This is a genomic window from Flavobacterium sp., from assembly GCF_031422135.1.
In the GTDB taxonomy this organism is placed as follows: domain Bacteria; phylum Bacteroidota; class Bacteroidia; order Flavobacteriales; family Flavobacteriaceae; genus Flavobacterium.
The window spans coordinates 1-17,872 of record NZ_JANOQD010000066.1 but is presented as its reverse complement, the minus strand read 5'-3'; the positions used below and the strand labels follow the sequence as shown (position 1 = coordinate 17,872).

At 32.7% G+C, this 17,872-nt stretch carries 17 protein-coding genes; 4 read left to right on the top strand and 13 right to left on the bottom strand.

Annotated features, from left to right (window positions below; all coding sequences use genetic code 11):
- Positions 1-57: 57 nt before the first annotated feature.
- The 5 genes from RMO70_RS09160 to RMO70_RS09140 all read right to left on the bottom strand — a co-directional run bounded on the left by RMO70_RS09160 (position 58) and on the right by RMO70_RS09140 (position 5,096).
- Positions 58-468 (bottom strand): hypothetical protein, encoded by a 411-nt coding sequence (locus tag RMO70_RS09160; protein ID WP_310556136.1) that lies wholly within the window; start codon positions 466-468, stop codon positions 58-60.
- A 20-nt stretch (positions 469-488) separates the two neighbouring features.
- Positions 489-1,427: a nitronate monooxygenase gene (locus RMO70_RS09155; RefSeq protein WP_310556135.1), complete on the bottom strand. Its 939-nt coding sequence runs from the start codon at positions 1,425-1,427 to the stop codon at positions 489-491.
- Positions 1,428-1,435: 8 nt separating this feature from the next.
- Positions 1,436-3,064, bottom strand: coding sequence for a S8 family serine peptidase (locus RMO70_RS09150; RefSeq protein ID WP_310556134.1), 1,629 nt, complete (start codon positions 3,062-3,064; stop codon positions 1,436-1,438).
- Between the two features lie 53 nt (positions 3,065-3,117).
- A complete protein-coding gene (gene mnmA / locus RMO70_RS09145; protein ID WP_310556133.1) occupies positions 3,118-4,305 on the bottom strand; it encodes a tRNA 2-thiouridine(34) synthase MnmA in 1,188 nt (395 codons plus the stop codon).
- 71 nt (positions 4,306-4,376) lie between these two features.
- On the bottom strand, positions 4,377-5,096 hold the full coding sequence (locus tag RMO70_RS09140) for a hypothetical protein (protein WP_310556132.1): 720 nt from the start codon (positions 5,094-5,096) through the stop codon (positions 4,377-4,379).
- Between the two features lie 63 nt (positions 5,097-5,159).
- Between RMO70_RS09140 and RMO70_RS09135 the strand changes: the two genes are divergently transcribed.
- Positions 5,160-6,128: a fasciclin domain-containing protein gene (locus RMO70_RS09135; RefSeq protein ID WP_310556131.1), complete on the top strand. Its 969-nt coding sequence runs from the start codon at positions 5,160-5,162 to the stop codon at positions 6,126-6,128.
- Positions 6,129-6,196: 68 nt separating this feature from the next.
- Here the strand turns inward: RMO70_RS09135 and yidC are convergent, their stop codons facing one another.
- Together yidC and RMO70_RS09125 are read right to left on the bottom strand one after the other, a co-directional pair.
- The gene (yidC, locus tag RMO70_RS09130; protein ID WP_310556130.1) at positions 6,197-8,089 is read right to left on the bottom strand and encodes a membrane protein insertase YidC; all 1,893 of its coding nucleotides are present in this window, start codon (positions 8,087-8,089) and stop codon (positions 6,197-6,199) included.
- A gap of 212 nt (positions 8,090-8,301) precedes the next feature.
- Complete coding sequence (locus RMO70_RS09125; RefSeq protein WP_310556129.1) at positions 8,302-9,915, bottom strand: CTP synthase; 1,614 nt, start codon at positions 9,913-9,915, stop codon at positions 8,302-8,304.
- Positions 9,916-10,120: 205 nt separating this feature from the next.
- Here RMO70_RS09125 and RMO70_RS09120 point away from each other — a divergent pair, with 205 nt between their 5' ends.
- Complete coding sequence (locus RMO70_RS09120; protein WP_310556128.1) at positions 10,121-10,495, top strand: RDD family protein; 375 nt, start codon at positions 10,121-10,123, stop codon at positions 10,493-10,495.
- 56 nt (positions 10,496-10,551) lie between these two features.
- On the opposite strand, the gene RMO70_RS09115 is transcribed toward RMO70_RS09120, so the two are convergent.
- From RMO70_RS09115 to RMO70_RS09090, 6 genes are all read right to left on the bottom strand, one after another.
- The gene (locus RMO70_RS09115) at positions 10,552-10,785 is read right to left on the bottom strand and encodes a DUF3820 family protein (RefSeq protein WP_310556127.1); all 234 of its coding nucleotides are present in this window, start codon (positions 10,783-10,785) and stop codon (positions 10,552-10,554) included.
- 90 nt (positions 10,786-10,875) lie between these two features.
- Positions 10,876-11,280 carry an OsmC family protein gene (locus RMO70_RS09110; RefSeq protein ID WP_310556126.1) on the bottom strand — a complete coding sequence of 135 codons (405 nt, stop codon included), beginning with the start codon at positions 11,278-11,280 and terminating at the stop codon, positions 10,876-10,878.
- On the bottom strand, positions 11,280-13,199 hold the full coding sequence (locus tag RMO70_RS09105; RefSeq protein WP_310556125.1) for a LysM peptidoglycan-binding domain-containing protein: 1,920 nt from the start codon (positions 13,197-13,199) through the stop codon (positions 11,280-11,282). Before RMO70_RS09105 ends, RMO70_RS09110 begins: the two co-directional genes overlap by 1 nt.
- Positions 13,200-13,216: 17 nt before the next feature.
- Positions 13,217-15,160 (bottom strand): LysM peptidoglycan-binding domain-containing protein, encoded by a 1,944-nt coding sequence (locus tag RMO70_RS09100; RefSeq protein ID WP_310556124.1) that lies wholly within the window; start codon positions 15,158-15,160, stop codon positions 13,217-13,219.
- 139 nt (positions 15,161-15,299) lie between these two features.
- Entirely contained in the window at positions 15,300-16,829 is a 1,530-nt protein-coding gene (gene guaA, locus RMO70_RS09095) for a glutamine-hydrolyzing GMP synthase (protein WP_310556123.1), read from the bottom strand.
- 222 nt (positions 16,830-17,051) lie between these two features.
- The gene (locus RMO70_RS09090) at positions 17,052-17,222 is read right to left on the bottom strand and encodes a hypothetical protein (protein ID WP_310556122.1); all 171 of its coding nucleotides are present in this window, start codon (positions 17,220-17,222) and stop codon (positions 17,052-17,054) included.
- Here RMO70_RS09090 and RMO70_RS09085 point away from each other — a divergent pair.
- Both RMO70_RS09085 and RMO70_RS09080 read left to right on the top strand, forming a co-directional pair.
- Positions 17,217-17,408 carry a hypothetical protein gene (locus RMO70_RS09085; RefSeq protein ID WP_310556121.1) on the top strand — a complete coding sequence of 64 codons (192 nt, stop codon included), beginning with the start codon at positions 17,217-17,219 and terminating at the stop codon, positions 17,406-17,408. The genes RMO70_RS09090 and RMO70_RS09085 overlap by 6 nt on opposite strands.
- A gap of 83 nt (positions 17,409-17,491) precedes the next feature.
- Positions 17,492-17,728 (top strand): hypothetical protein, encoded by a 237-nt coding sequence (locus tag RMO70_RS09080; protein WP_310556120.1) that lies wholly within the window; start codon positions 17,492-17,494, stop codon positions 17,726-17,728.
- The last annotated feature ends 144 nt before the right edge of the window (positions 17,729-17,872 follow it).

Sequence of the window (17,872 nt, the reverse complement as noted above, 5' to 3'; positions counted from 1 at the left end):
CAAAAATAGGCATTAGAATTTAAATACTAGAATTAAAATATAAACAATACCTTAAATTTATTCTACATAAATCATATTGTAAATAAGAACAATATCTTTGAAATAGACATATAGTTGATTTGAATTTTTTTGATCATTAATGGTATGAATTGCCAATAAGCACTTCGTTCCTTCTTGATTCACACAATCAAAAGAAACAATATCTCGGTTATTTACAATTTGTTTTTCTTTGTAATTAACAATTTTAAAAAACTGATAAATTTCAGAATAAATTGTTATTCTGTCTTTTTTAGTATCTAAAACTACCGAAATTTTTACATCTTTAGGATTAGCAAAATCACTCCACTTTTTAGTGTTATCTTTTACAGAAATGCTTAAATCCGTTGTCTCAAAATTATAAGTTTGACCATATATTTTTGAGATAGAAAAAAGAAAAAGCAGTACTGAAATATTTATTAATTGTTTCATTAAGAATAATTGAACTTTATTTATAAATTATTTATTTCTGTTTTAGCCAATTCAAATTCAGCAATAACAGCATCAATTATACTAGCAACAGGTTTGATATCGTGAATTAATCCCGCAATTTGTCCTATTTCGAGTTCCCCTTCTATCAAGTCACCTTCAAACATTCCTTTTTTGGATCTTGCACGACCTAATAGTATTTTTAATTCGTCTTGAGTAGGACATTTTGCATACAATTCTTGAATATCGTTATAAAACTTATTCTTGATTAATCGTACTGGAGCAAGTTCTTTTAAAGTCAATTGCGTCCCACCTTCTTCTACTTCAAGTATGGTTTGTTTAAAATTATCGTGAGCCGAACTTTCTGTTGAAGCGGCAAATCGACTCCCCATTTGAACGCCATCGGCTCCCAAAATCATTGCTGCGAGCATACCACGACCTGTGGCAATACCACCAGCAGCAATTAATGGAATATTTATTTTTTCTTTAACCATTGGAATCAAAGTAAAAGTAGTAGTTTCTTCACGACCGTTGTGTCCGCCTGCTTCAAATCCTTCGGCAACTACGGCGTCAACTCCTGCTTCTTGTGCTTTGAGTGCAAATTTTGAACTACTCACAACGTGAACCACTGTGATTCCTTTTTCTTTAAGATAACTAGTCCAAGTTTTAGGATTTCCAGCAGAAGTAAAAACAATTTTAACACCTTCTTCAACAATTATTGCAATTATTTCTTCAATATTAGGATACAACATTGGCACATTAACACCAAAAGGATTGCTGGTTGCTTTTTTGCATTTTTGAATGTGTTCCCGTAATACCTCTGGATACATTGACCCTGCTCCAATTAAACCTAAACCTCCAGCATTACTAACAGCACTTGCTAGTTTGTAACCTGAATTCCATATCATTCCGCCTTGAATTATTGGGTATTTTATATTGAAAAGTGAAGTAATTTTGTTCATTAAAAATTTTATTGCTTTATTATTTTACCTTGTATTGTTTTTTCAAAGGAAGAAATATTATAAAAATAGATTCCAGTACCTAAAGATTGTATTGAGATGCGTTGGTTTTTATTTTCGATACTTGTTTGTTGTACTAATTGCCCTAAATTGTTGTAAAGTTTTATTTGTTTTCCAATTAAAAAATCTGGACTTGTTACAATTATAAAGTCTGACGTAGGATTTGGATAAATATTTAAAACCAAGTTACTATTAAATTCTGGAGTTCCCAAAGCTAAATTCATAGCAACTTGAAAATCAGGAATTCCATACCCGTAATTGTTGTTCGGATTACTAAATCTATCCGATGACGCTTTGACTAATTGTACAATTTCGGAATTGGTTTTACTAGGAAACGCTGACCACAATGAGGCTACTCCACCAGCTAGAATTGGACAAGAAAAAGAGGTTCCATTATTAGTCCCTATGACTCCTGTTTCAAAGGCTACAGTTGCACTAGCGCCTAATGCCATAACATCTGGCTTTAATCTTCCATCAAACGATGGTCCAATAGAGCTAAATCCTGTTTTAACTTCAACAGCATTTACAGCTCCAACAGTTAATGTATTAGCGGTATCTGCTGGAGCAGAAATATATCTATTTAAAGGATTGATGGAATTCCCTGAATTTCCTGCAGATGTTACACAAATCATACCTCGAGTAAAAGCAATACTAGCTCCTTGAGAAATAAATGAAGTTACTCCGTTCATATCACTATAAGTATAACTATAATTTGGATTATCATATCCATAATATCCCAATGAAGTACTAATAATATCAACTCCTAAACTATCAGCCATTTCTGCTGCTTCCACCCAGTTGGATTCTTCAATAGGATTTTCACTAGCATAATCTTCAGTCACGAACAAGTAGTATTTTGCATCAGGGGCTGTTCCAATTAACTGTCCATCTTCATATCCTCCCATATTAGAAAGGGTTTGAGTACCGTGCTGAAAACCTACATAAGGATTGGCATTATCATTTACAAAATTGTAACCACCCAAAATTAAGTTATTATCCCGCAATCGTTGAAAAGGAGTTGTTGTATCCACACCTGGAAAACCAGAATCCATAACCGCTATTATTTTTCCTTGTCCTGTATGATTTTGCTGGTGCAAAATATGTGCGTTTAGCATTTGAACTTGCGTTGCAGAAGTTCCGTAATTGAAGTTAATCTTAAACTCTTGAAATTTATCAGTCTTATTTGCTTTTTGTGTTTTTGAAGCAACTCTACCGCTTGGATTTAGACTATGATTGGCATAAACTACTTTTTCAACAAATGACAAACTAGTCAATGCAGCAATATTTGTCTGAGTTCCTCGTATATGAAGTGCATTTAACCATTTTGATTTAGCCATAACTGTAATTCCTGTTGCTTCACTAATTTGGTCAATATAAGGCTGATGCAATGGAATATCCTTAATGTCTAATGCAATACCTTGAGTGGACCTTCTATCCAAAGCTCTTTGCGAAAGCATTTGCAATGGATTGTTATAATAATATTGAGCGTTTACTTTTGTATTAAAATAAACCCAAGCATCTTCTTGTGAAAAAACTGAAAATGACGTTACGAGACAATATAAAAAGAATACATTTTTCATTAAAAGTGAATTTTAATGAATCAAAGATACAAAAAGATGTTTAAAAATTAGATTTATGAAATAACACCTGAACCAATAAGTTCATCATCGATATGCCAAGATACAAATTGCCCTGAAGTTATAGCAGATTGTGGATTTTCAAAAGCAACATACATTCCGTTTTCAAATTGATGCAACGTTGCTTTTTGAAGTTCTTGTCGGTATCGAATACGAGCTAAAACAGGCATTGTTTGACCTGATTCTAATTTCAAATCAGGACGAATCCAATGGATTTCTTCTTTTTTTACAAACAAGCATTTTTTAAACAATCCAGGATGATTGGAGCCTTGACCAGTATAAATTGTATTGGTATGAACATTCGTTGAAATGATAAACAAAGCTTCTTTCGTTCCACCTACATTCAGCCCTTTTCGTTGTCCAATGGTAAAATAATGTGCTCCTTGATGTTTTCCAACTACATTTGCCAATTCTGGAGTATAATCAATATTATTAGCTTCAAAAGCTAGTTTTTCTTCTATGGAATCAAAGTTGATTTCTTTTGGATAATATATTTCGTGGTTTGCATCCACTTCATAAATTACGCCTGCTTTAGGTAGTAATTGTTGTTGCAAGAATTCAGGTAAACGCACTTTTCCAATGAAACATAATCCTTGAGAATCTCTTTTTTCTGCTGTTACCAATTCCATTTTTGCAGCAATTTCACGAACTTGAGGTTTTGTAAGTTCACCAATAGGGAATAATGCTTTTGCCAATTGTTCTTGAGATAATTGACAAAGAAAATATGATTGATCTTTATTATCATCGACTCCTGATAAAAGTTGATATGTTGGTTTTCCGTTTACTTCGATTTGACCTTTACGGCAATAATGTCCTGTAGCCACATAATCCGCACCGAGTGAGAGTGCAATTTTCATAAAAACATCAAACTTAATTTCTCGATTACAAAGCACATCAGGATTTGGTGTTCTTCCTTTTTCGTATTCGCTGAACATATAATCAACGATTTTTTCTTGGTATTGTTCGCTTAAATCAACAGTTTGAAAAGGAATTCCAAGTTTTTCAGCTACTAATAAGGCATCATTACTATCTTCAAGCCAAGGACATTCATTAGAAATTGTAACAGAGTCGTCGTGCCAGTTTTTCATAAACAGACCTATTACTTCATAACCTTGCTCTTGTAATAAATAAGCAGCAACACTAGAATCAACTCCTCCTGAAAGACCTACGACAACACGTTTCATTATAATTTTAGATTTTAAATTTTGGCTTTTTAGATTTCCAAAATTGTAATTTATTTTTTTTGCAAAGATAGTTACTCTTTTTTTCTAAATTGTGGTTTTATGATTCCTTTAATAGTATCAACATTAACTTGTCTAATCAATTTTCCACCAGCATAGTATTTCCAAAGTCCTTTTTTGAGATCTTTGTCAAATTGTCCACTTATTACTTGATTACCAGATTCATCAAATACTTTGTAACTTCCTTGCAAAAGTCCATTTTTAAAAACAGATTCTTCCACCAGTTTAGATTCTTTAGAATATTTTTTTGACACCCCTTCTTTCAAATCATTTTTGTAAAAAACTTCTTCCGCTAATTTTCCAGTGATGTAAAAAACTTTTCTACTCCCTTCCAGCTTATCTTTTTTATAATTTTCGATAGTCATTACTTCTTTTGATGTATTATGATAATACGTCCAAATGCCCTCGCGAAGTCTATTTTTAGCATTTCCCTCGCTTACTTTATTCCCTTTTTCATCAAAAAATATAGTGTACGCATTATTTTTACCATCAAAATTTCTGGTTGCCATCACAATAATTTTATCACTTTCTGCGTAATAAGTAAAGAGTCCCTGCTCTTTTCCGTTATTGAAGTTGCCTTCGTAACGCAAAATATTAGAATTTTCATAATATCCTTTTTGTTTACCGTGACGCAACCCTTTTGAAACTTTTGCATCTTCTATTTGTGCGTAACTTACAGTAATACAAAACGTTAACAAAAACATGAATATTTCACTCTGTTTAACTTTTTTCATTTTTTATTGAACAATATTAAAGATTAATTTATAAATTCGTATTAACAATTAAAACTCAAAATTATGAAGATTATTTCAAACCTCAAGAAAATTGCCTTATTTGCTTTTGTAGCTGTAACAATTAGTTCATGCAACGATGACGATGCCGTTGTGCAATTACCAGTTAGCAACACGATTTCAGCATTAGCTAGTCGGAATGCTAATTTAACCATTTTAGTTCAAGCCCTAACTAAAGCTGAGCTAGTAGGTACATTAAATGGTAGTGCCTCATATACCGTATTTGCTCCAACTGATGACGCTTTTAGATCTTTTTTAACCGCTAACCAGTTTAACAGTTTAAATGATGTTCCACCTGCTACATTGAAAGAGATTTTGTTAAATCACGTAGTTACTGGTTCAGTTCAATCCACTGCTTTAGTTGACAACAGCTATATCAAAACCCTTGCCAAAAGTGCTACTTCTGGAACGAATACAATGAGTATGTATGTAAAAAAAACAGGTCCAGAAGTAAAACTAAATGGAGGAGCTGTTGTTACAACTCCTAATGTTTTAGCTTCCAATGGGGTTATACACATTGTGGATAAAGTAATAGACTTACCAACAATTGTTACACACGCTGCAGCAAACCCTGCGTTTTCAACACTAGCAACTGTTGTGACTAGTGCGGCACAAGCAGCTGTCAAAACCGCATTGTCAGGAGCGGGACCGTTAACAGTATTTGCACCTACTAATGCTGCTTTTACAGCTTTAGACAATGATCCAGCTACTCCAGGTGGAATAGCTGCTGTTTCTGCTGCAAACATAACTAAAGTTTTGTTTTACCACGCTATACCCGGAAACAATTTAGCTGCTAGTTTAACTGCTGGATCGAAAGCAACTGCATTACCTGATCAATCGTTTATTTTAGCGTTGACACCAACTGTTAGAATTACAGATGTAAACCTAAGAGTAAGTAATGTTACTCCAGCTGATGTTCAGTGTTCTAATGGCGTAATACACATTTTGGACAAAGTACTTCTGCCTACATTGTAATATATTTCCAATTTTCCCCAAAGGAAAATCCCCAATTCGTAATGGAATTGGGGATTTTTTTATGACTTTTATTTTTTATTAGCTTTCTTTTGCGCCTCAGCTTGTTCCATTGCTTGTTGCATTTTTTGTTGGAATTTACTTGGTTTTTTAGGCTCTTTCAATTTGTTCTCTTCTATTTGAGCGTGTATCTTTTTTTCGTCAACGATATAGGTTTTAATGACAAACATTAATCCTAATGTTACCAAATTCGAAATCAAGTTATACAAACTTAATCCTGAACCATAATTATTAAAAAAGAAAAGCATCATTAATGGAGAAATGTAAATCATTATTTTCATTATTTTCCCCATATCAGGCATTCCGTCTTGTTGTGGCGCCGCCATTTGCTGATCTCCCGTGGTGTATTTCATATAAAAGAAAATAGCAATCGAAGCTAAAATAGGAAATAAACTCACGTGATCTCCATAAAACGGGATAGTAAAAGGTAGTTTTAAAATAGAATCATAGGAAGACAAATCGTCTGCCCACAAGAATCCTTTTTGTCTCAATTCGATTGCCGCAGGAAAATATCGAAACGAGGCAAACATAAATGGCATTTGTATCAAAGCTGGAATACAACCCGCCATAGGGTTCACACCTGCTTTGTTATACAATTTCATAGTTTCTTGTTGCTTTTTGACTGGATCTTTACCAAATTTTTCATTCAACTCGGTAATTTCTGGACGCAACACTTTCATTTTGGCTTGCGACAAAAATGATTTGTAGGTAATAGGCGCCATTGCCATTTTTATAATTACTGTAAATACAATAATGGCAATTCCGTAGGATAAAAATGCACCCAAAAATCCAAATAATGGTATGAAAATAAACTTGTTTATCCAACCGAATATTCCCCAACCAAAAGAAATAATCTCGTCAAGATTTCTATCGTATCCGTTTAATATTTTATAATCTGTTGGACCATAGTACCAATTCATTTTGTAATCAACTTCTCCGTTATTAAAAGCTAATGGTAAAATTGCTTTGAAATTTTTAGTAAAAATAGTATCTTTTTTATCGTCTTTTACCAAATTTTGTGATGCTAATTTTGTTGATTTAAAAGGTTTTTTGGTTAATAAAATAGAACTGAAAAAATGTTGCTTATATGCCACATAAGTCACATCGTTAACCACTTCTTCGCTATCGCCTTGTCCTAGACAATCGTCTTTTCCATCTTCATATTCATACATAAAATCGGTTATTGTATTTTCGTATGAAATGCTTTTTTCGTTGCGAATGGCTTTTAAACTCCACTCTAAATCAGCTGGTTTTGATGTATTTAAAACGGATGCAAGCCCTTCTGAACGAACATCAAAATCTAACATATATTGTTTTGGTTTCAAGACGTATTTGTATTCTAAAAACTGGTTTTGTCCTGCTTTTAGTTTCATAGAAAGCACTTGATCTTCTCCTACTTTAGTTAATGTTGGTTCGAAAAACAAATCTTTGGTATTCAAAACGCGATTGTCTTTAGTAACAAGCGTAATGTTCAAATTTGCATTATTCTCTTTTACTAATTGGACTAGTTTTCCAGAATCTTTAGAAATGGATTTGAAATTCTTGAGTGTTGCTTCGGCTATGTAACCTCCTTGATTTGCAATTTTTAATGTTATCAATTCGTTTTCAATAGTTGTAAATCCAATTTTTGCAGATGGTAATGTTGCAGAATAGGCAAAACTTCCTAATGTGGTTTGCAATTTAGCAATGGCTTCAGGATTTGCTTGGTCACTTGTTGCAACAACTGGAGCAATGACAGTTGGTTTTTGGCTATTGGTACTTTTTTGCTTTTCAAGTTGTTCTTGCTTTGCTTTTTTAGCTATTTCTTCTTTTGATGGTTGGTTTTGATACATTATCCACATCATAATTCCAAATATCAACACAAAACCTATGATTGAATTTAAGTCTAATTTCTTTTTCTCCATTTTAATTAATTTTGCTTTTTGGTAAAAAGCTTTATTCTTGTTTATTGTTTTCTTTTAAAGTGCAAATATGCGAAAAATTTAGTCCATAGCCCTGATGGAAGCGGTATCCTTTTTTTTATTTGTCTTGAACTTTACTGATAATAGACAAATAAAAAAAAGATATAGCGGACAGCAGGAACTAAAAATTGTAAATATGCCCAAAAAAAATGCTCCTAATTTTTCTTATTCTTTACCGCTGCAGCCACAAAATTGACGAACAATGGATGTGGGTTAGCAACGGTACTTTTGTATTCTGGATGGTACTGAACACCTATAAAAAACGGGTGATTTTCTATCTCAATAATCTCAACCAATCCTGTTTCTGGGTTTGTTCCAGTGGCTTTTAATCCTGCTTTTTCTAACTGTTCTTGATATTCGTTGTTGAACTCATATCGGTGACGATGTCGTTCTAAAATACTGGTTTTACCGTATATTTTGTGTGCCAATGTGTTTTGCTTAATATCGCATTTCCAGGCTCCAAGTCGCATTGTTCCGCCTTTGTCGGTTATGGTTTTTTGTTCTTCCATAATACTGATGACTGGATTCGTGGTGTTTTCGTTCATTTCGGACGAATTAGCGTCTGCTAGACCTAATACGTTTCGAGAATATTCGACAACTGCCATTTGCATTCCAAGACAAATTCCTAGAAAAGGGATGTTTTGTTCCCGAGCGTAACGAACAGTTTCGATTTTTCCTTCAATTCCTCGACCTCCAAATCCTGGTGCAACTAGTATGCCATCGAGTCCTTTGAGTTGATTTTCTGCCGTTTTGGCATCGATATGTTCTGAATGCAGACTAATGACATTGACTTTTGTCTCGTTTGTCGCTCCAGCGTGAATCAAGGCTTCTAATATGGACTTATAGGAATCTTGTAATTCGACATATTTTCCGACCAAACCAATGCTTACCTCGTGTTTTGGATTTTTGAGTTTGTGGAGAAACTCATTCCATTGTTTTAAATCTGGCGCTGCTTTTTCTGGCAATGCCAATTTTTTGAGTGCAACTTTGTCTAATCCTTCTTCGAGCATTAAATTAGGAACATCATATATAGTAGAAGCATCAATGGACTGGATTACGGCTTCTCGTTTGACGTTGCAAAACAAGGCTAGTTTGTGACGCAAATCTTCGGAGAGTACATATTCAGTTCTGCACACTAAAATATCGGCTTTGATTCCGCTCTCCATCAAGGTTTTAACAGAATGTTGGGTTGGTTTGGTTTTTAATTCCCCAGCTGCGGCTAGAAAAGGCACAAGAGTTAAATGAATCACTATTCCGTTGTTTTCGCCGAGTTCCCAAACGAGCTGGCGTACGGATTCGATGTAAGGTAAGGATTCTATATCACCCACTGTTCCTCCAATTTCGGTAATCACAATGTCGTAATCGCCAGAATTGCCTAGCAATTGCATTCTTTCTTTGATTTCGTTGGTAATGTGTGGTACGACTTGTACGGTTTTGCCCAAAAATTCGCCACGACGTTCTTTTTCGATTACCGAAAGATAGACTCTTCCCGTGGTGACGTTGTTGGCTTGTGATGTTGGCACATTTAAGAAACGTTCATAGTGACCTAGGTCTAAATCGGTTTCAGCACCATCGTCAGTAACATAACATTCACCGTGTTCATAAGGATTTAGAGTTCCTGGATCGACATTGATATAAGGATCAAATTTTTGAATTGTTGTTCTGTAACCTCTTGCCTGCAATAATTTTGCTAATGATGCTGCTATAATTCCTTTTCCTAAGGAAGAAGTTACGCCACCAGTTACAAAAATATATTTTGTTTGATTCATTGTATTGTGTTGTTGTGTTGCGCAAAAATAAGAATTTAATTGAGTTATTGCATTTTTTGAAGTATTGGATTTTAATTAAATTGTTTATTTGTGCAATTGATTATCAACAACTGTTAATATCTTTTTTTTAACTTAAACTAAGATTTTATTTTTTTAACATTTTTTTTATATATTTGATAGATAAACAAACTTAAAATTAAAAATTATGAATGAAGTTTCAAAAGTTAACAGATTTTTAGCTTACCTTATTGATGGTGTAATTGCTTATTTACCAATGTTGGTATTTGCTTTTATAACTGGTGCCACTGGTATAACTGCACTTTTGTATGTAGGATATCTAGTTGCTTTAGGTTATTTCTTACTTAGAGATGCCTTATTTGGTGGGCAAAGTATTGGTAAAAAAGTAATGAAGTATGCTGCAGTTAGAGAAGATGGATCGTCACTTAATGGAGATTTTATGGCCAGCCTAACAAGAAATGTAACATTATTCATTCCTCTATTAGATGCTATTTTTGTAATCATTGACAAACCAAGATTAGGCGATACTTTAGCTAAAACTAAGGTTGTAAACAAAGTATAATTTCATCTCATAAAAATTAAAATCCTGTCTCACAATTTATTGAGACAGGATTTTTTTTATTTGTTTAATGGATATTTGAATCTTATATTTCGTATAAGTTCTTCAAGCCCATTGAGTTTAAGTTCGTAAACCATCATTAATTGTTCACCAAGTTGTCCTTTTGGGAATCCTTTATTCTTGAACCAAACCACATAATACTCTGGTAAATCAATAAGATATTTGCCTTCATATTTACCAAAAGGCATTTTAGTATGAGCCAATTTAATTAAAATTTCTTGGTTAGTGTTCAAAGTGCATAAAGTAATTAAGTTGTGATTTACTTCGTCTGTTCGCTATCACTCGAGTCTCCTTCGTCGAAATGACAAAACTATCAATAAATATTACTTCCAATTAAAAGTTACTTCTTTATCAATATCCGGATTTAAGCTTAACAGGACAGGGCAATTCATTGCAACTCGCTCTAAAATGAGTCTGTTTTTTTCCGAGACCGAAATTGACATATCAAAAACCAATTGAATTTTAGCAATTTTTCTTGGTTCTGTCTGCATAATCTTAGTTACTTCTACGGTTGAATTTGTAAAGTTAACATCTAAATCTCTGGCTTTTATAGCCATTATTGTCATAATACAACTTCCTAGAGCATTAGCAACTAAATCAGTTGGCGAGAAGGCTTCTCCTTTGCCGTTATTATCCAATGGTGCATCTGAAAGGATTACTGTTCCAGATTGTAAATGCACTGATGATGTGCGTAAATCTCCTTGATATGTTATTTTTGAAGTTGGCATTATTTAGCTTCTTTTATGGTTAAATCGGTGTCATAATATAAAACATAAACACCATTGTTTGTATAGCCACCATTTGCGTTTGGTGTGTAATAAAATTTATTTTCAACTTGTTCCGAAGCCGTTTCGTCAAGCGTTTCTAGAAATGATTTCTCTTGATTTAATCGCATTAATACATCAAAAGTTACATCAAATCCTCTGGTCGCAAAGGCGTTTGGTAGTATTTTATTTTTCTTTTTAAATGTGCTTTCAAAAATTTTAGCTTCTTCAGAATCGTTATCTCGAACCAGTGATGGATAGTGCATTTTGAGTTTTGTTAATCTGCTCATTGCAATTTCATCATAATCTAATGCTTCGTTTTCCGAAAGGATTACCAATCGAATTTGATACTCTTTAAGTGCATTGAGCAAGGCACTTGTTGTACTTAAAATAAGATTAGTCCGCTCTGTTTCCATTAGTACAAAATTCAATTTGTCTTTGGATAAAAGTGATTTTAATTGCTCTACATTTAGAATGCCTTTTTCGTTAAACTCAGCAAAAACGATATCTTTATGGTTTTCAAGTAAATATTGCTTTGCGGCTATTTTTTTAGGATCCACAACGGCTATTATGTTTCCGTTTTTGGAACGCATAAATTCAAACATCTCGTTTTTAACGAATTCAGATGTTGGAGTTGCTTGAATTAAATTAGAAAAACTTTTGTCATAATCTTTTGATAATGGTGATATGACAGGTACATTTGAAGAGTTTAACAATTCAGCTGTTTTCTCAGCATTGTTTTGATAAAATGGACCAATAATTGCATCCATCGATTTTAATCTATATTGCGATATTAAACGGGAAATATCCGAAGTTGATTTTGTTTCGTCAGAATCTAAAATAGTAATATCAACATTTAATCCCATTTTTTTAACAGAATCTATAGCTATTAATGCTCCTGCGTAAAAATCAAGTGTCATATTTAGAAATTTATCTTTTTTTAATCTTGATTTCGTAGAGTTTATAGTGTCTTGATCTAGTTTAGCTATATTAAACGGCAGTAATAAAGCTAGCTTTTTTGTTCCATTTAATTTGATTGTTTTTGATAAATCATTGTAGGGTTTCTTTTGAGTTGTAGCACTACTCTTCAAAGGAATTTTGATTGTGGTTCCTTCTTTTATATTGTCTTTTAATTCTGGATTCAAAGCAATCAATTCCTCTTGAGTTACTTGATATTTAGTCGAAATACTAAATAATGTTTCTTTGGCTTCGATTAAATGCAACACTTCGCTAATCTTGGGTGCTTCTATTGAAATTTCAGGTTTTAACTCAATTACTTTTGGTCTTTCTCCACTAATTAGAAGATTGTATCCGTCAGGTAAACCAGAAATTATTTCAGGATTTAGTTTTTCTAACTTTTCCACAGTAGTATCATATTGCTTGGCAATGGAATACTTAGTTTCTTTGGGTTTTACGATATGAAAAATAGGCTTTTTTGAGGCAATTTGCTTACTTTCCTCTTGTTTTTTTACTGGTGTTTTGGTTTTAATTATCAAAACCATATCAATTTTCAACCCTTCTTTTAAGATTTCTTTGTTTTCTTTTTCAATATCTTCGGCAGTAATGTTGTATAATTTTGAAATTCCATACAAAGTTTCTTTAGGCAAAACTCTATGATTAACAGTGTATGTAGCTGTTTTTATCTCAACTTTTTTTAGGATTCCTCTTCCAGATTTGTCTGGAATTAACAATAGAACATTTTCTTGAATTCCGTTTTGTGCATTTGGATTCAATTTAAAAATTTCAGCTGTCGAAACATTGTATTTTTTTGCAATTTGAAAAATAGTTTCTCCTTTTTCAACCTTGTGTTGTACTGTATTTTGCGAATACAAAAAACAAGGAAAAAAAAGTACAACTATAACAAATTTATGTAAAAATCTCATCTCTAAATTTTAGATTATTAATCGTTTTTAATTTGTACAATAAACATTTTTTCATAAAGTAGTTTTCCTGACTTTTGTTTGCATTCATATAATGCTTCATCAACATTATCAAATGTTTTTGTGTAAACATAATATGAAAAAACACCTACATTATAAAAGAAATTAGTATTAATCTCCCCAGAATCAGTAAGTTTCATTGCCAACTCATCTCTAGGCTTTGCTTCAGTAAAAACATCAGCTACAACATAGTATCCATTACTAACATCCTTAATAGCGTTTAAAACCTCAATCTTAATCATCGCATTTTGATCAAAGGCATCTTTGCTTAGCTCTTTTCTAATTTCTTCACGGGTTTTAACAACTACTGTTGTCGGATTTTGATTCTCATTTTGAGTTTCAACTGCTTTCTTTTGGTAGCGTTTTAGTTTTGCTTGCGCTAATTTATCATCATAATCTCGAGCTTCAGCACTGTAGAATGATGCTTTTCCTATTCTACGTTTTAATTCAATATTTTTTTCAACCACAATAGAATCAATTTTTGTTAAAAGCAATTCATTTCGTTTATCATTGGTTTCCTGTTGTTCCTTTATTTTACCAATAGCTTCAATGGAAGCTAAATCATTTTTATCTAAATTATTTTTTTGATTTTCTCTTACTTTTTTCTTGTATTCTCGGTTTTCATCAAAAGAAATTTTTTGAACTTTAAACATTAAACCCGTATAAATTTTTCTATTATCAGCAAGGTCTTTCTTTAGCAATTGCAACATTGAATTTGTTTGCCCAATATTCTTATAGGATTCTTTTTCTAATTGCTTTGATTGTTCCAAATCATCAATTTCTTTGGTTTTTAGTAGCTCTAAATCGTCACTCATTGTTACTACTAACGAATCTAACTTGGATATTAGTATCTCTTGGATGTTTTTATTTGCCTCCAAAACTAATTTTAACTTCTCTGCCGATCCTCCTTTGGTTTCATCGATAGCATTTAGATTTACTTTTAGCGAATTTACTTTCAGTACTTTTTGATTCATTTGCTTTTGAACCGTCAATTTGTCTTGCAAATCTTCAATTTCGAGTGTTTTAGCCTTACTTTTTTCGATAGCAACTTGTTTTTCAGCCAGAGCAATCATCAATTCTTCATTATCGTTCTTGGCTTTTATTTGCTTGGTATTAATAGCTAGTTTATTACCTATAATCAAACCGTTTACAATTTCAGGATTTTGAATTTCGAGTTGTTCTTGGCTAATTCCGTATTTCTTCGCAATGGAAAATTTAGTTTCTTTAGGCTCTACAATATGAAAAACGGTTTCCGAATTTATAATTCTGGCTTGACCATTGAGTGTTTTTTTCTTGTTTGGAATAGTCACTATTTCCCCTATTTGAAGACCATCAAGCAAGATTTCAGCATTCGTTTTATCTAAATCATCAACAGAAACATTAAACAATCTAGCAATACTAAACAATGTTTCTTTAGGTTTAACAATATGATTTTTGGAATTTACCGTATTTTCGTTTGTTGTTTTAAGATTACTTTTTACAACCTCTTTTTGAATTTTCTTTTCGGGAATTTGAAGGTTTTGTCCAGATTTTATACCCTCTTTTAAAACCTCAGAATTCAACTTTTCTAAGTCTTCAATAGACACGTTATACTGTTTTGAAATACCATAAAGGGTTTCTTTAGTTTGAACGATATGACTTCCAAAATTCGTATTTACTGCAATATTACTTTTCTTTAAATTATATGAAAACGATTGATTGTTTGGAATAATTAATATCGCATTTTCTGGCAATCCTTTTTCTGCATCTGGGTTTATTTTATAAATTTCGTCAGGAGTAACGTTGTATTTTTTTGAAATTTGATAAATCGTTTCGCCTTTAGTAACTTTGTGAGAAATGGATTGTTCCTGTTGAGCGAAAACAAAATTTGATAAACATAAAAAGAATAAAGAAAGATATTTCATAGAGTACAATTTTATTAAAAAAAAATAAGTCATCACAAAGTTATTTATTGTAATGACTTATCATAATATATTTTAACATTTTTGTTATTCTAATTCATTTAACGGTAAAATCAATCTTTTTATCTGTTTTATTTTAAAATTATTCCCACTCAATTGTTGCTGGCGGTTTGGAACTGATATCATAAACAACTCTATTTACACCTTTCACTTTATTGATAATATCGTTAGAAATTTTCATCAAGAATTCATACGGTAAATGCACCCAGTCCGCTGTCATACCATCAGTAGATTCAACGGCACGAAGTGCAACAACTTTTTCATACGTTCGTTCGTCTCCCATCACCCCCACGCTGTTCACAGGGAGAAGTATGGCACCAGCTTGCCAAACGGTATCATACAAACCGTGTTCCTTCAATCCGTTGATAAAAACAGCATCGACATCTTGCAAAATTTGAACTTTTTCTGGGGTTATATCTCCTAAAATTCGGATTGACAATCCAGGCCCAGGAAACGGATGTCTTCCTAACAGTTCCGAATCAATTCCTAAGGTGGCTCCTACTCTACGCACTTCATCTTTAAACAACATTCGCAAAGGTTCTACAATTTTTAACTTCATATAATCAGGTAAACCACCCACATTATGATGCGACTTTATTGTTGCCGATGGCCCTTTTACAGAAACCGATTCGATAACATCAGGGTAAATTGTGCCTTGGGCTAGCCATTTCACATCTTCGATAATTTTAGATTCATCGTCAAAGACTTCAATAAAAACACGACCAATGGTTTTGCGTTTGGTTTCTGGATCTGAAATTCCAGCAAGTTGACTCAAAAATCGATCGCCAGCATCAACACCTTTTACATTCAAACCCATTCCTTTGTATTGTTCGAGTACGTTTTCAAATTCATTCTTACGCAACAAACCATTATTGACAAAAATACAATACAGATTCTTACCAATTGCTTGATGTAATAAAACAGCTGCTACTGTAGAATCGACACCTCCAGAAAGCCCCAAAACTACTTTGTCGTCTTGTAACTTTTCTTTAAGCTCAGCTACCATTTCGTCAACAAAAGCATTTGGTGTGAAGTTTTGAGGCACTTCTGCAATTTTAACCAAGAAATTTTCTAGCATTTGTTTCCCATCTGTCGAATGAAAAACTTCAGGATGGTACTGAATCGCAAAGGTTGTTTCCCCTTCAATTCGATAAGCCGCATTTTCGACATCGTGTGTGCTAGCCATTTTCACTGCGTTTGTAGGCAGTTTTTTAATCGAATCAGAATGTGACATCCAAACTTGAGAATTCAAATTTACATTTTCAAAAAAAATTTCGCCTTCCTTAATATAGGTAAGATTTGCACGACCGTATTCTCTAGTGTTCGATGCAGCCACCTCTCCTCCTGAAAAATGCGCTAAATATTGTGCACCGTAACACACCGCTAGCAAAGGCATTTTACCACGAATCTCAGACAAATCTGGATGCAAAGCATCCTCTGATCGAACAGAAAATGGACTTCCACCAAGAATTACGGCTTTGTAAGTTGATAAATCAGTTGGAATTTTGTCGAAAGGAAAAATTTCGCAAAAAATATTGAGTTCGCGAACTCTACGGGCAATCAATTGTGTGTATTGTGACCCAAAATCTAAAATAAGTACGTTGTGTTGCATAGGCAAAAGTACTTTTAAAATTTTAAACTTAAAAATAGAAATTTAAAGTTTTTAAAAAAAATTAGGAGCTATTTCCTGCTCTTCGCTACAAGTTTTTCATTATAAATACTTTTTTCTAAAAAACAAAATGAGCTTCCTTTGGTCGCTATTTTATTTTAAGAAAAAATGCATTTATAATTTCAAAAGCTTTTCGCTTCTATCAGGGCTAATTAGACAACGTAATCAGATGATTTTTTCCAATTTCAAGTAACCAATATGCAGTTTGTCTTCTTCGAGAGTGCTTTGAGATTTAGTTATCTTTAATCCGAATTTTTCTTTTAAATCCAATTCTAATATCTCCTTAACATTATAAATATCATCAATATCAATTCCAAATTTATCATCAATATGCAAATTGATATTTTAAACGATTATAGAAAAAGACTTGCACTGGAGCAGGTGGTTAGAGAAACTAAATACGATGATGCTTCATCGCAAAAGGCTATAGAAATTTTTGAACAAAAAATAATACTTGATATGAAAACATTTAACATAGATTCTATATATTTGCGAGCAGGTATTGACTTACAAACATCATAAAATCTGGAAGTTAAAGTGGCTATGGTATGATTGTTTGGTTATTTGGGAATTTTTTTATTCGTTAATTTTTAATTCATAAAAGTATGACAGACAAACACTATGAAGTACTATTTCCACTATTAGGCGGTACTGAAATTGTTGTTTCTGATAAGGAAAGAGACCTCAAAATTGTTTTTGATTATTTAAAACCTTTTGATTTAGAAGATGAAGAAGTTTTTGATTTCATTGTTAATGATGTTACAAGACGAATGAATGAAATTGTAGATCAATATGAACGTTTTAATGGAGACCAACTCCTATACCCAACAGAAGTAGAATAAAAAATAATTCGTAATTTTTAATTTATAAAAAATGGGGGCAAAACATATCGTAGTTCAAGATGCGACCGTAAAGTGTAAGTTTAGTGTAGAGCCAAAGACGGATAAGCTGAAAGTCAAATCCCAAAGTATGCATTATGCAAACGA

Bases quoted from the DNA above. Each gene is read 5' to 3' on its own strand.
- RMO70_RS09160 (WP_310556136.1), bottom strand. From the start codon at position 468: ATGAAACAATTAATAAATATTTCAGTACTGCTTTTTCTTTTTTCTATC.
- RMO70_RS09155 (WP_310556135.1), bottom strand. From the start codon at position 1,427: ATGAACAAAATTACTTCACTTTTCAATATAAAATACCCAATAATTCAA.
- RMO70_RS09150 (WP_310556134.1), bottom strand. From the start codon at position 3,064: ATGAAAAATGTATTCTTTTTATATTGTCTCGTAACGTCATTTTCAGTT.
- mnmA (WP_310556133.1), bottom strand. From the start codon at position 4,305: ATGAAACGTGTTGTCGTAGGTCTTTCAGGAGGAGTTGATTCTAGTGTT.
- RMO70_RS09140 (WP_310556132.1), bottom strand. From the start codon at position 5,096: ATGAAAAAAGTTAAACAGAGTGAAATATTCATGTTTTTGTTAACGTTT.
- RMO70_RS09135 (WP_310556131.1), top strand. From the start codon at position 5,160: ATGAAGATTATTTCAAACCTCAAGAAAATTGCCTTATTTGCTTTTGTA.
- yidC (WP_310556130.1), bottom strand. From the start codon at position 8,089: ATGGAGAAAAAGAAATTAGACTTAAATTCAATCATAGGTTTTGTGTTG.
- RMO70_RS09125 (WP_310556129.1), bottom strand. From the start codon at position 9,915: ATGAATCAAACAAAATATATTTTTGTAACTGGTGGCGTAACTTCTTCC.
- RMO70_RS09120 (WP_310556128.1), top strand. From the start codon at position 10,121: ATGAATGAAGTTTCAAAAGTTAACAGATTTTTAGCTTACCTTATTGAT.
- RMO70_RS09110 (WP_310556126.1), bottom strand. From the start codon at position 11,280: ATGCCAACTTCAAAAATAACATATCAAGGAGATTTACGCACATCATCA.
- RMO70_RS09105 (WP_310556125.1), bottom strand. From the start codon at position 13,199: ATGAGATTTTTACATAAATTTGTTATAGTTGTACTTTTTTTTCCTTGT.
- RMO70_RS09100 (WP_310556124.1), bottom strand. From the start codon at position 15,160: ATGAAATATCTTTCTTTATTCTTTTTATGTTTATCAAATTTTGTTTTC.
- guaA (WP_310556123.1), bottom strand. From the start codon at position 16,829: ATGCAACACAACGTACTTATTTTAGATTTTGGGTCACAATACACACAA.
- RMO70_RS09085 (WP_310556121.1), top strand. From the start codon at position 17,217: ATGCAAATTGATATTTTAAACGATTATAGAAAAAGACTTGCACTGGAG.
- RMO70_RS09080 (WP_310556120.1), top strand. From the start codon at position 17,492: ATGACAGACAAACACTATGAAGTACTATTTCCACTATTAGGCGGTACT.